The sequence below is a fragment of the Thermoleptolyngbya sp. M55_K2018_002 genome, from assembly GCF_015295965.1.
In the GTDB taxonomy this organism is placed as follows: Bacteria; Cyanobacteriota; Cyanobacteriia; order Elainellales; family Elainellaceae; genus Thermoleptolyngbya; species Thermoleptolyngbya sichuanensis.
The window spans coordinates 1-12,873 of sequence record NZ_DVEA01000308.1; the positions used below are offsets into that span (position 1 = coordinate 1).

Consider the following 12,873-nt stretch of genomic DNA (forward strand, 5'->3'; position numbering starts at 1 on the left):
TGAGTCGGTTTCATAGGTGTCTAAACCAGGAGCAAACGGTACAAACGCAAACGGCGAACTAACTCAGCGATCTCCTGATCCAGCAGGCAACCAGACCAGAAAACCGAAAGAAAAGCGCACCCAGGAGTAGAAAGTATCCTTAGATACAGTTTAACCCGCTTAGCGTGCCCTCTGGCGATCCGGAGAACCGCCATTTGTAGTCAATTCCTCACAATTCTTAGGAATTTTGCAACAATCCAGCCTGCCAGAGGAATTCCTCCCTCACGCCTTGTGCCCATGTCATGATGGATCTGGAGCCTGCCGCCCGCTATGCCACTGCTCGTAGTCTGCATCTGACCGCCCGCCCGCCCAACGCCCCGGAACGATCAACCAAAACGATCAACCAAACCGACTAAAATGCCGCCCAAATCTCGCGAAACCCTGCCCCAGCCCATTCGCTCCTGCAACTGGGCGATCGCCCAACTCCCCGGCCTCAGCGCCGAAAACCTAGACTTGCTCCATCGGGCAGGCTTCAAAACCACCCTAGCGTTCTGGCAGCGCACCCAGACCCCCGCCCAGCGGCACAACCTGGCAGCGCACCTCCAGCTTCATCCCAAATACGTCAACAAATGGGCCGCCCTATGCGACCTGGCCCGCATTCCTGCCGTCGGCTGTACCTACTGCGGGCTGCTGCTCCACACGGGAATCATTTCCGTCCAGCAGCTTGCAGACACCCCACTGCCCAAACTCCACCGCCAACTCATGCGGCTGCAAATCGCCACCATGCAGCGCCAAGATCTCTGCCCACCGCTCGGCAACGTATCGCTCTGGGTCGAGCAGGCGCGTCAGCTTAGCCCGTCCCGCCGCTAGAGTTGTGCCCGCTTCTTAAAGCCATTCAAAGCCCTTCCTACAGTGCCACCAGCGCTAATCTTCCCGTGTCTCTTCCAAAGACTTATCGAGACTTAATCGGGATACCAAAACATTCCCTTAATCCCTTCCGGGTCAGACATAAAGCCCAGATGCCGATAAAACTCCACCACATGCGGATCGGCGAACAGGGTGATATTGCTAATGTCTTCGCTGCGGAGCTTTTTGATCACCTGCTTCATCAGCGCCTTACCCAGCCCCTTGCCCTGAAAATCAGGATGCACCACCACATCCCAGATTGTGGCGTTAAAGGCATGGTCGGACGTAGCGCGAGAAAAGCCAATGAGTCGTCGCTGAGCGCCCCGCTGCTCCCACATCGACACCACCAAAAAGCTGTGCTGAATCGCCTTTTTGACCTTGCGGAGCGGTCGCCGCGACCAGCCCACCGCATCGCACAACTCCTCTAGCTCGTAGAGGTCAATCTCACGATCGGTGCTAAAAAAAATCCGAGACCCGCTCGTCGTCGTCATTACGGGTGCCACCTGTCCCTCAGGTTGGGCCGGTCTGGACGCAGCGGCAGCATCAGAAGCAGTGAATAAGCTTTTCCAGAAGCCCATGCGAGTGCGTAGCCTAGACAAAAGATTGGGACAGCAGTATTAGCATAGTATAGCGTTCCTCTCTTGTTCCCAAAAAGGCTGCTGCATTTCGACCCCAAATTTCGACCCCAAATTTCAACTCTACGTTTCGATCCCACGTTTCGACCCCACATCGACCCCACATTTTGATGTCCCCGGTCGCAAATTCACCGAATGTAGGGGTGCAATTTGTGAGAGATTGACCTACAGTTAGGGTTTTCTAAGATAGAAGCGCATTACTGCGTCGCCTACTGGCGAAATTGCGATCATCCTGACCCTCAGACGGCTGAATGCCCCGTCAGCAGTTCTGTCGAGCCTCAGGAATCGACTCAAAATCCATCATGTGGGCACACAAGGGCTTTCCCCAGATATGGCTCCGGGCTTAAAACCAACGACGCTGGAACTTTTGAAACGCTTTAACCGGGCGTTTCCACAGTTTTATGAGCAATTTGTCAGCAGTGAGATCCAGCTTCAAAACCTGCGCCTGGCCTATCAGCTTTATAAAAGCCGTCAGGCCGTTATTGAAATCAAGCCAGAGGGCAATAAGAGCGCCTTGCACTTTGCCTACCGCAACCAGTCGTTTTTGCTCAGCGACATCTTTGGCGTGCTGGCAGCCTATGGGCTAACCATCCACGGACTCAGCCTGTATGGCCAGATCTATCCGCCGATGCTGGTGTTTATCAAGCTGGTAGTGGCGCGGAGCGGCAAGGCGCTGAGCGAAAAGACGGCAGAGAATGTCTGTCGGGCCATTCGAGAGGCGCTGGGCGGCCGCTTTGAAGTAGAAGAGATGCTGGCGGTCGAATTTAACCTGGATGCTGGTCTGGAACAGGTGGAAACCGAGTTTTATGTGGACCCAGTGTTTCACCTGCCTGCGCTGCTGATTGAGGCAGACAACCAGCCGGGACTGTTCTATAAGGTGATGTACGCGATCTGGCAGGAAGACCTGCTGGTGGTTAACGCAAACCTACTGGTGTGGCGCGGACGGACGCGGCTCATCCTGTATCTGCTGGGGCCCAATGAGAACCTGATTCCAGAGTACCTGGGGCAGAAAATTGCGGACGGCGTGCGGCAGCGGCTTTTGGGACGAAGGTTCTAGAGTGGATTTTGGATTGGGGATTGGGGATTTTGGGTTGCCACTCTTGCAGTCTTGTACGGATTCCTGAACGTGTAATGCTCCAGGAGTCACGTCTGGGAAAGCCTGGATTACGAACCGTCTGATCCATCCGGCAGGGTTGCGCCTTTGAGAATTGCACCAGCCAGATCGGTGCTGCTGAGTTCTGCTCGCACCAGGTTTGCATTGCTGAGATTGGCATTGACTAGGCTGGCTCTGGCCAGGTAGGCATCGGTGAGTTGGGCGTGCTGCAAGTCTGCCCCCTGGAGGTTGGCGCGGCTGAGGTCGGCACGGCTGAGTTGGGCAAAGGCGAGAATTGTGTCCTGTAGCTCGGCGCGGGTCATTTGGGCATCGGGCAGAATGGCGCTTCGCAAGACCGCATTCTGGAGGTCGGCTTCGGTGAGGATGGCACGTTCTAGCTTGGCATGGGTCAGGTTGGCAGAGCGCAGGTAGGCCTGGGACAGATCCGCTTCGGTGAGGAAGGCTCCGCGCAGGTTCGCGCCGCTGAGGTCGGCCCCGCTGAGGGTGGCGCTGCGGAGGGTGGCTTCGCTGAGGTCGGCTTCGCGCAGGTCTACCCGTGCTAGGTCTGCACCCGTCAGGTTTGCGCCGCGCAGGTCGGCTTTGCGGAGTGTTGCGCCGCGGAGGTTGGCGGTGTAGCGACGGTTTTCTTCGCGCAGATTGGCTCCGCGCAGGCAAGCACCCGTTAGATTTGCGCCACTCAGGTCGGTATTTCGCAAATCCGCATCGCTGAGGTTGGCATCGAGTAAATCTGCTAAGGTCAGGGCTGCGCTGCGGAGGTCGGCTCCGGTCAGGATTGCGCCGTGCAGATCGGCATCATTGAGGCTGGCTCCGGTGAGCGTGGCTTGACTGAGGTTTATGCCGCTGAGGGTGGCGTGATCGAGCGTGGCTTTGCTGAGGTTTGCCCGATTGAGATAGGCGAGAGCGAGGTTGGCGTGGCGCAAATCGGCGCGGCTGAGGTCGATCCCGATCAGGTCGGCGTAGCTGAGACAGGCTCCGGCCAGGTTCTCGCCGCTGAAGTGAGTTTCGCGTTGAGCATAGCGCTGGAGCAGTTCCTGGGGGGTCATGAAGGGAGGGGTGGCAGTTAGAACTTGATGGACTGTGGGCGGTTTTAGCTAAGTTCGGGATGGCTGATGATGCCCGTGGGGTCGTCGCTGGCGGGGGTGGAGCAGGCGGGGCGATCGCCCATGCTGTGTCCGTTTGAGGCTGCTGGCAAATCGGTCTGCGCTAGAGATGAACTGGGGTAGAACGGCTGAAACGCTCGCAGGAGGGCGCTGGCCACGGGCTGGTAAGGGTTGGCGTGAGCGGCGGCAGGGCGATCGCCCGCAGACTCCAGATCAGCCAGTAAATCAGCGGCTTTTCCCAACTCGGCACTGAGCGCATCAAACGAAGAATACTGTTGCCACAACTGCTTGAGCATTGTGTCCAGGTCGTAGCCTTTCAGGTGCGTCCAGGCTTGCAGACCCGGCGGCAGGGGTTCGTATAACACCGTATACAGCAGCAGCTTTGCCCGCAGTGGGTTACTGAATTTCATCAGCGTCATCCGCAGATCGCTCCACAAGGCCGAGTCATCCAGTGTCAGTCGTGGCTGAGAGGACGATGTAGACGGGTAGGCTTCAACAGGCGAACACGAGAGATTTGCAGCCACAGACTCTCCTGCTCCAGCGCCGGTAGAGTCTATAGCAACAGAGCGTGTAGCACTGGCGGGCGGCGCAACCGAGTTGTGTATGCGCGTTTCATCAGTAGGCGGCGAGGCGGACGGCCCCAGATTAGCCTGGGTGACCTCCAGCATATCGCCGTAGAGCGGCGCAAAGGCATAGATAATCGTCTGGGCTACGCGAGTATATTCGGTTTGGCGATTGAGCGTGCGGACGATGCTGGTGAGGATGGCATCGAGGGTCTGGGGCGTAGCGGTCAATCGGTGGAGTCGCTCCACCAGTTCGGCCAGGGAGTGCTGGCCCAAGACCTGGAGGTCATTTTCCCAGGTCTGGGTGCAGGCTGCAAAGAGCAGCTTTTTGATGCGGGCGCTGTTGGCATCTTGCTGAAACTGGGCAGCAACCTGCTGATAGTCTTGGGGGCGCGTGGCGATCGCCAGCGACTCGTTTGCCGGATAGAGCGGCTCTAGATGGCCGAGCGCGGCGTTGGCCACCAGGGTATATTCTGTGGCTTTACTGAGCGTATTGACGAGGGCGGTCAGGTGCGCTTCTAGAATTTGGCGCGTGGGATACTGTGCCCGCAGGTCTTGCACCAGCGGATACAGGTCTGCCTGCTGAATTTTGAGCAGATCTCGCTCCCAAGTTTGCTGGCTGGCGTAAATCAGCAACTTCTTGATGCGAAGCAAATTGGGGTCTTGCGAGAGGTTTTGTACTACCTCGTCCAAGGGCGATCGCACCGTTTATCATCCTCATGCGCGGCTTATCTCCTATTAAATAACGACTTTGCAAAACTGTCACAGTCAACCTGCACATCAAGTCAGGCAATGCCCAAATTCGACCCCTTTCTCAGGGCAAAACCACCTGTCTTGAGGTTGTCACAAAATAAAGAATCGACTTTAGAGTTTGGCGATTGGAAGCTGCACATCGACCGTGGTGCCCGTTGCCGCAACAGACTGAATCCGCAGTTCTCCACCGTGATCGGAGACAATCCGCTTGACAATAGCCAGCCCCAGCCCAGTGCCGTTCGGCTTGGTAGAGCAAAACGGCTGCGTTAGCTTTGGCAAAATTGCCTCTGGAATCGGCGTTCCGTAGTTGTGAACCCGAATATTCACGGCTTCTGAGTCAGCCCAGCGACTAATTTCGCAGCGCACCCTTTCTCCGGGGGCGATCGCCTCATAGGCATTGCGAAACAGGTTGATAAACACCTGCTTAAGCTTGTCTCTATCCCCCAAAATTTCCAGACTGGGCACTGTGTTGATCAGGTCAAGATGCCGTTCGCTGGCTTCCGGCATTTCGAGAACTTGTTTCAGCACACCATTCAAAAACTCGCCAATATTGATTCTCGAAAGCTGCAACACTTGAGGCTTTGCATACAGCAAGATTTCGTTGAGCAGCTTCTGCAATCGGTCTGCTTCGCTAAGAGAAAGCTGGAGCCGCTCATAGGAAGCGGTTTCAGAAAGGCGACTGGCGGCATGTTTTAGCCCCATCACAATCGTAGTTAAAGGGTTTCTAACTTCATGCACAATCATCGCCGCCAACTCACCAATTGCCGCCAGCCGCTCCTGCTCGACCAGTCTTGCCTGAGCCATCCTTAGCTCTTGAGCGCGATCTTCAATTTCTTGTGCCAATTGTGCGTTAAACCGCTTTTGCTGCTGGTAGAGGCGATAGTTATCAATGGCAATGGCGGCCTGTTCTGCAAACACTTCGACAGTGTGAATTTCTGCTTCTGTGAACTGTCGCGGCTCTCTAAAAAATGAGCAAATTGTGCCGCTGATTTCACCCTGCGCGGTTCTCAACGGGACACCGATATAGCAGCGATAATCCTCTGGCGGGCAGCAGTGCAGCATCCCGGCTGTCGCGCCATTCTCAATCTGTTCAACATTTTCGATAATGAGCGATCGCCCTGTCTGGCGAATCTGATTTTCCAGAGTTTGATGCTCACACACAGGCTGACCGATAGCTGTTTGCTCAAAGCTGTTGGCAATGACGTGACCCATTTCGCCCTGAGAAATCGTCACAATCGACCAGTCAGAATGCAGCAAGCAGCTAACGCCGTGGGCAACGTCGTGTAAATAGCCACGCAAATCGCCAGAGCGATAACTCAACGAAACCAGAGACTCTAAAACCCGACCGTCATTCCTATAGGCATAGAAATCTTGTAGATCCATAGCAACGCCTTGAGCAAAGGGGCAAAGTCTTAAATTCTTAAATAAAGTCTTAAGACTTCCTGAAGTTTAGGAATTACGCCCAGGCTCCACCTTGATTAGGATCAAGTTTGGATGATTCTTGACGGAATGTTACCTTTCGCCATTTAGCGTTACCTTTTGTTTCCTTCGAGCAATGACCCCTTCTTTGTGAAGCTGCTTTAGGGCGCGTGAGAGGGCTTCGGGGGTGAGTCCCAAATCATCTGCAATATCTTTCAACGGCAAATCAAGATTCACGGTAATGCCGTCGGGCTGAACGTTGAGCTGTAGGTAGTGCAGCACTCGTCGTCGGGCTGAGCGAATACTTCTCAATTCCAGCAAAATCTTGCTTTCATGCAAGCGCTTTGCAAGCTGCGCCATAAATGTTTCAGCCAAATCAGGATGGGCTTTCAGTGCTTTGAGAAAGGCAGATTTTGGTAGTACTAATATTCGAGATGGCAGGTTGGCGATCGCCGTACAAACATAGCGCTCATGAAATAGCGCAACCTCCGCAAAACTTTCCCCCGGTCGAACGCTGTAGTGGTTAATTTGCAGCCCTTCTTCGGTATAGTTGAGCAGTTGAATACAGCCCGATTCCAAACTATAAACAGCTTCGACAGGTTCGCCCCGATCAAACAGAATTTGCCCAGTTTCTAAGTTGCAAAACGAAGCTACTGCCTGGAGTTCGACAGGCAGTTGATGAAATTGTGAGAGTTTCATAGACAGGAAACGCGGCTCCTGCTGACGGTTCTGAGAGCAATCAAGCTGATCAGCCTACGATTCAACTCGGCTTCAGAAAGTCCCCCCACAACTTGGTCGATTACCTGGCCTTCTTTGAAGAACAGCAGCGTCGGCACTGCTCGAATTCTGTAGCAAGTTGCCCAGTCTTGGGCGATCGCAACATCAAGTCGCCCAAACTTAATGTGTTTTGAAAAATCAATCGCCACTCCACACACAACAGGATTGATTTGATGAAATGCAGTACACCAGCTTGCCCAGCAATCGACAAGAACTGGCGTATTTGCATTCAAGACCTCATGCCGAAAGCTAGCACTGGTGAGCGTAATCCACTGCGTATGGGATGCCATTTTGCCTATTGCACAGATGCAGATATCAGAGGAAATTTTTTCCAGGTTGCTAAGCACAATTTCTAGATATTCCCCATTATGAAAATCTGTCGAAGGCAAAAGCTGGGAATTCGCTAAGGCAACTCTTAGAAATTCATGAATGTCGTTGAGAATTTACGCATAAAGGTTGGAAAAACTTCACGCACGTTTGGGCGTATGGCTCAGCCCTTCCTGGACGCGCCACAGGCTGGCATAGATGCCGCCCTCGTCCAGCAGTGATTCGTGGGTTCCCTGCTCCACCAGCTTGCCGTATTCCATCACGTAGATGCGGTCGGCGTTGCGGATGGTGGAAAGGCGGTGGGCGATCGCCACAGTGGTTCGATTTTGGGTAATCTTTTCGAGCGATCGCTGGATGGCGGCTTCGGTTTCGTTGTCTACGGCTGAGGTGGCTTCATCGAGGATCAGGATGGGCGGATTTTTTAGCACGGCGCGGGCGATCGCCAATCGCTGGCGTTGTCCGCCAGAGAGCTTCTGACCGCGCTCACCGACGATCGTTTCGTAGCCCTGCGGCAACTGCTCGATAAACTCGTGCGCTTCGGCAATTTTGGCGGCGGCGATCACCTCGGCGGGCGCGGCGTGGGGCGTGCCGTAGGTGATGTTGTCCCACACGCTGCCGTGAAACAGAAACACATCCTGGCTCACCAGCCCAATGGACTGGCGCAGATCGCGCAGTTGCAGTTCTCGCAGGTCGATGCCGTCGAGCGTGATGCTGCCCGCCTGAATTTCATACAGCCGCAGCAGCAGCTTGACCAGCGTGCTTTTGCCAGAACCCGTCGAGCCGACAATGGCAATCGTTTTGCCAGCGGGAATCTCCAGCGACAGATGCTCGACCACAGGCGGGCGATCGCGGTAGGCAAAGGTCACATCCCGCAGCACAATCTCGCCGCGCACCTGGCTCGTCGGCAGCGCACGATAGCCAGGGGGACTGGCCACAGGCGTATCCAGCAGATCCATCACGCGATTCGTCGAAGCCATCGCCCGCTGATATTGGTCCAGCGTTTCGCCCAGGCGCGTCAGCGGCCACAGCAATCGCTGAATTAGGTAGACCAGCACGCTGTAGCTGCCCACCGACAGCGTGCCCCCCGCCACCGCCAGTCCACCCAAAAACAGCGTCGCGCTAAACCCAATCAAGATCAAAATCCGAATCAGCGGCACAAAAGCCGAACTGAGGGCGATCGCTCGCTCGTTGCTGTGGCGATAGGCTTCGCTCTCCTGGCGGATGCGATCTAGCTCATCATCTTCGGTGGTGAAGCTCTTGATCGTGAGAATGCCGCTGAAATTATTCGACAGGCGGCTATTCAGCAAGCTGGCCTGTTCGCGCACTGCGGCATAGCGCGGAGCCAGCAGCTTTTGAAACGCGATCGACCCCCACAGGATAAACGGCATCGGCAGCATCGCCAGCCACGCCACCCCCGGAGCCAGGATAAAGTACGCCCCGCCAATCAGCACGACGGTCGCCGCCACTTGCAGCACTTCGTTCGCGCCATAGTCCAAAAACCGCTCTAGCTGGTTGATGTCGTCATTCACAATCGACATCAGCCGCCCCGTGCTGTTGCTCTCGAAATATTCCATCTCCAGGGATTGCAAGTGGCTATAGACATCCAGCCGCAGGTCGTGCTGAATAGTCTGCGCTAGGTTGCGCCAGAGCCGAGCATAGGCATATTCAAAAATCGACTCAAAGGCCCAAATCACCGCGCTGATGCCAGTCAGCAGCCCCAACTGCCCGGCCACGCTGGTCACGCCAAACCGCGCCAGCACCGAAGCTTGCTGCTGCACGACCACATCCACCGCAATGCCAATTAGGGCGGGTGGGGCTAGGTCGCACAGCTTGTTCATCAGCGAACAGACCGTGGCGGCCCAGATCTGTCGGCGATAGACCCTGGCATAGGCCAAGAGTCGCTGGAGCGGGTGGCGCGCAGGAACAGAACCGGAAGAGCCTGGGATAGTTCGACGGACGGCAGAGCGGCGATGAGGAGGCACAATGCAAACCTGAGGAAAGATCAAACGAGCTTTCATCGTGGCGATTTTGCGAAATTTCCACATCCTCCGACCGGATGTAGTTTGTAGAGTTTTGTTTATTAAAGAGATTGGGAATCCTATGGAGAAATCGGTCTGGCTAGAAATTCTGGCTAGAAATTCTGACTAGAAATTCTGGCTGGGTTATTCCATTTGGAGAATTCAGTGTGCCTGGACTCAATCAATGGTGCTACTAGCGCCACTCCCAGCGATTGGGCGATGTGTCTGTTTCATGTCTATCTACAGCGTTTTTGACGCTCGTGAGATCCGCAGGAGGTGATGCACCTCTACCTTTCAGAGCCGCCCTTTCAGAGCCGCCCTTTTAGGACAGCGCGACCTCACCCTGCAAGACAATGCTGTAGCGTTCACCGAATCAGTTTATTGACCTTCATTGAACCCATGTCTCCAGACGAGGCTCTTTCTTCTCAATTGCTGCCTGAACCATCGCTATCTGAATCTGAATCATCGTTATCTGACCGTTCCTTTGCTGGCGATCGCCCTACCAGTACCACTGGCACGGTCGATCCGCTCACGGTGGCAGCGGCCTTGGGCAGCGCCCAGGGATTTTTGAGCGCGGTGCTGGAGGGCATCACCGACCCTATTTTCGTCAAAGACGATCGGCATCACTATTTATATTTCAACGATGCGTTTTGCCAGCTTACAGGGCTAACGCGAGAGCAAATTCTGGGAAAATCCGACCAAGACCTATTTTTGCCCGCAGAGGCGGCGGAGTTTCAAGCGGCGGATCGGCTGGTGCTGCAAAGCGGCGAGGCGCAGGTTCACGAAGAGTCGATGACCGATGCCTCCGGCGCGACCAAAATTGTGCTGGCCAAGAAAACGCGAATTCAGGACGCGCTGGGCAACTGCTATCTGGTTTGCACGATTCAAGACATCACCGCGCTGAAGTGGCGAGAGGCAGAACTGGAAGCGGCGATCGCCCGGTTTGATCTTGCAAACCAGGCAACCAATGAAGGGCTTTGGGAAATTGGGCTGATCAACGGCGACCTGAACCATCCCGATAATCCCGTCTGGTGGTCGCCCAAGTTTCGGGAACTGTTGGGCTTTCGGACGGCCGCAGAGTTTCCTGACCGGGTAGACAGTTGGAGCGATCGCATCCATCCCGACGATGCTGAGTGGGTCACCGCCGCCCTGCTAGCCCACATCCAAGACCCCACAGGGCAAACGCCCTACGACGTGGAGTACCGTATGTTTACCCGCACGGGCGAATGCCGCTGGTATCGCGATATCGGTGTCACCATTCACGACGAAAACGGCATCCCGCTCAAAGCCGTCGGCACATTTCGCGATGTCACCGATCGCAGGCAGGCCGAGGAAGAACTGCGCCGCCAAAAACACCTGTTCAAATCGGTACTGGACAACATTCCCCATCGCATCTGGCTAAAGGATTGCCAGGGGCGACATGTGGTGGTGAACCAGGCCTTTGCCGAGTCAGTAGGGATTGCCCCAGAAGCCCTCCTTGGCAAGACCGATTTTGATCTCTGGCCGACCGACAAGGCGCAAATGTTCCAGGATGAAGACCAGGCCGTGATGAACACGGGTCAGATCTTCTCGCTAGAAGAGCAGCTTCCCATGCCAGACGGCACCATACGCTGGTTTAGCACAACCAAAACGCCGATGTATGACGAGGCAGGCCAGGTCATCGGCACGACGGGCATCTCGATGGAGGTGAGCGATCGCCACCACGCCGAAGAAGCCCTGCGCCAGGCCAAGGAAGAGCTAGAGTTTCGCGTGGAGGAGCGCACCGCCGAACTCCAGGAAACCGTCGATGAACTGCAAAAGGCTGTCTCTATCCGCGAACGGGCCGAGCATTCCCTCCTGAAAACGCTGAAGGAACTCCAGTTCCGCCAGTTCGCGATGGATCAAGCCGCTATTCTCGCAGTTACCGATCCCCAGGGCGTGATTACCTACGTCAACGACAAACTCTGCGAGATTTCGGGCTACAGCGAGGCAGAGCTAATCGGCAAAACCCACCGCATCATCAACTCTGGCTATCATCCACCAGAGTTTTTCCGGGACATGTGGGCGACCATTCGCAGCGGCAAGGTGTGGCGCGGCGAGGTGAAAAATCGCGCCAAAGCAGGTCATTTTTACTGGGTATCTACTACCATCGTGCCCGCGCTCGACCAGGATGGGCGCGTGCAAAAGTATCTGGCTATTCGCTTTGACATCAGCGATCGCAAGTTTGCCGAAGAAGCCCTCCAGCAGTCGGAAGCCCAACTGCGCCAACAAACTGACGAATTGCAAAACACACTTTGGGAACTCCAGCGCACCCAATCGCAACTGATTCAAAGCGAAAAAATGTCATCACTGGGGCAACTGGTGGCAGGCGTGGCTCACGAAATCAACAACCCGGTGAACTTCATCTACGGCAATCTCAACTATGCAAACGAATACACCGAAGACCTGCTGCAAGTGGTACGCCTCTATCAACAGCACTATCCTGACCCCGTGCCTGCCATTCAAGACTTGCTGAGCAACACCGACCTGGACTTCTTGCTAGAAGATATGCCCAAGCTGCTAAAGTCTATGCGGGTTGGGGCAGAGCGCATTCAGAAAATCGTCATGTCGCTCCGCAACTTCTCGCGCATGGATGAGGCGGAATTCAAAGCTGTCGATTTGCATGAGGGCATCGACAACACGCTGATGATTTTGCAGAATCGGCTCAAGGGCAAGCCGGGTCAGCCCGCCATCGAAGTGGTGCGGGAATATGGCTCGCTGCCCAAGGTGGAGTGCTACGCCAGTTCGCTGAACCAGGTGTTTATGAACATCCTCAGCAACGCCATCGACGCGCTCGACGAGGCCCTGGAGCAAGGAAACTGGGGCAATTCGCAAAGCGATCTCTGCGGGAATCGCCTCGATTCGCCCACCATCACCATCCGCACGGAATACATCGTGCCCGATCGCGTTGCCATTTACCTGATTGACAACGGCCCTGGCATCCCCGAATCGGTTCAGAAGCGCCTGTTCGACCCCTTCTTTACCACCAAGCCTGTTGGCAAAGGCACGGGACTGGGGATGTCTATCAGCTACCAGATCGTCACCGAGCGCCACGGCGGTACTCTGGAATGCAGGTCTGAACCAGGTCAAGGCGCAATGTTTCGGATTGAAATTCCGACTCGGCAGGAGAGGGAGGGGGGGTAGAAGGAAGAGAGAAGAGAGAAAAAAGAAAAAAGAAGAGGGACGAGGGACGAGGGACGAAAGGGTCCTCGTTCTTCGTTCTTCGTTCTTCGTTCTTTCTTGCAGAATGCACTTTTACCCACA

Annotated in this window: 10 protein-coding genes; 3 read left to right on the top strand and 7 right to left on the bottom strand. The window is 55.3% G+C overall.

Features of this window, described 5'->3' with window-relative positions:
- The first annotated feature begins 396 nt into the window (after positions 1 to 396).
- The gene (locus IGS51_RS15740) at positions 397 to 849 is read left to right on the top strand and encodes a DUF4332 domain-containing protein (protein WP_297079639.1); all 453 of its coding nucleotides are present in this window, start codon (positions 397 to 399) and stop codon (positions 847 to 849) included.
- Between the two features lie 92 nt (positions 850 to 941).
- Here the strand turns inward: IGS51_RS15740 and IGS51_RS15745 are convergent, their stop codons facing one another.
- Positions 942 to 1,463: a GNAT family N-acetyltransferase gene (locus tag IGS51_RS15745; protein ID WP_068513512.1), complete on the bottom strand. Its 522-nt coding sequence runs from the start codon at positions 1,461 to 1,463 to the stop codon at positions 942 to 944.
- A gap of 388 nt (positions 1,464 to 1,851) precedes the next feature.
- Here IGS51_RS15745 and IGS51_RS15750 point away from each other — a divergent pair, with 388 nt between their 5' ends.
- Positions 1,852 to 2,577, top strand: coding sequence for a hypothetical protein (locus tag IGS51_RS15750; RefSeq protein WP_068513509.1), 726 nt, complete (start codon positions 1,852 to 1,854; stop codon positions 2,575 to 2,577).
- 107 nt (positions 2,578 to 2,684) lie between these two features.
- Here IGS51_RS15750 and IGS51_RS15755 read toward each other — a convergent pair whose 3' ends face one another.
- From IGS51_RS15755 to IGS51_RS15780, 6 genes are all read right to left on the bottom strand, one after another.
- Entirely contained in the window at positions 2,685 to 3,677 is a 993-nt protein-coding gene (locus IGS51_RS15755) for a pentapeptide repeat-containing protein (RefSeq protein ID WP_297079642.1), read from the bottom strand.
- Positions 3,678 to 3,721: 44 nt separating this feature from the next.
- Complete coding sequence (locus tag IGS51_RS15760) at positions 3,722 to 5,002, bottom strand: hypothetical protein (RefSeq protein ID WP_297079644.1); 1,281 nt, start codon at positions 5,000 to 5,002, stop codon at positions 3,722 to 3,724.
- Between the two features lie 159 nt (positions 5,003 to 5,161).
- Positions 5,162 to 6,433: a GAF domain-containing sensor histidine kinase gene (locus tag IGS51_RS15765; RefSeq protein ID WP_297079646.1), complete on the bottom strand. Its 1,272-nt coding sequence runs from the start codon at positions 6,431 to 6,433 to the stop codon at positions 5,162 to 5,164.
- Between the two features lie 129 nt (positions 6,434 to 6,562).
- Positions 6,563 to 7,168 carry a Crp/Fnr family transcriptional regulator gene (locus IGS51_RS15770; RefSeq protein ID WP_297079648.1) on the bottom strand — a complete coding sequence of 202 codons (606 nt, stop codon included), beginning with the start codon at positions 7,166 to 7,168 and terminating at the stop codon, positions 6,563 to 6,565.
- Positions 7,165 to 7,536 carry a thioredoxin domain-containing protein gene (locus tag IGS51_RS15775; protein WP_297079650.1) on the bottom strand — a complete coding sequence of 124 codons (372 nt, stop codon included), beginning with the start codon at positions 7,534 to 7,536 and terminating at the stop codon, positions 7,165 to 7,167. Before IGS51_RS15775 ends, IGS51_RS15770 begins: the two co-directional genes overlap by 4 nt.
- Positions 7,537 to 7,713: 177 nt before the next feature.
- A complete protein-coding gene (locus IGS51_RS15780; RefSeq protein ID WP_367279358.1) occupies positions 7,714 to 9,591 on the bottom strand; it encodes an ABC transporter ATP-binding protein in 1,878 nt (625 codons plus the stop codon).
- Between the two features lie 399 nt (positions 9,592 to 9,990).
- Between IGS51_RS15780 and IGS51_RS15785 the strand changes: the two genes are divergently transcribed.
- Positions 9,991 to 12,753 carry a PAS domain S-box protein gene (locus IGS51_RS15785; protein ID WP_297079652.1) on the top strand — a complete coding sequence of 921 codons (2,763 nt, stop codon included), beginning with the start codon at positions 9,991 to 9,993 and terminating at the stop codon, positions 12,751 to 12,753.
- The last annotated feature ends 120 nt before the right edge of the window (positions 12,754 to 12,873 follow it).

Coding starts and splice junctions, on each gene's coding strand:
- IGS51_RS15740 (WP_297079639.1), top strand. CDS start 397: ATGCCGCCCAAATCTCGCGAAACCCTGCCCCAGCCCATTCGCTCCTGC.
- IGS51_RS15745 (WP_068513512.1), bottom strand. CDS start 1,463: ATGGGCTTCTGGAAAAGCTTATTCACTGCTTCTGATGCTGCCGCTGCG.
- IGS51_RS15750 (WP_068513509.1), top strand. CDS start 1,852: ATGGCTCCGGGCTTAAAACCAACGACGCTGGAACTTTTGAAACGCTTT.
- IGS51_RS15755 (WP_297079642.1), bottom strand. CDS start 3,677: ATGACCCCCCAGGAACTGCTCCAGCGCTATGCTCAACGCGAAACTCAC.
- IGS51_RS15765 (WP_297079646.1), bottom strand. CDS start 6,433: ATGGATCTACAAGATTTCTATGCCTATAGGAATGACGGTCGGGTTTTA.
- IGS51_RS15770 (WP_297079648.1), bottom strand. CDS start 7,168: ATGAAACTCTCACAATTTCATCAACTGCCTGTCGAACTCCAGGCAGTA.
- IGS51_RS15775 (WP_297079650.1), bottom strand. CDS start 7,536: ATGGCATCCCATACGCAGTGGATTACGCTCACCAGTGCTAGCTTTCGG.
- IGS51_RS15780 (WP_367279358.1), bottom strand. CDS start 9,591: ATGAAAGCTCGTTTGATCTTTCCTCAGGTTTGCATTGTGCCTCCTCAT.
- IGS51_RS15785 (WP_297079652.1), top strand. CDS start 9,991: ATGTCTCCAGACGAGGCTCTTTCTTCTCAATTGCTGCCTGAACCATCG.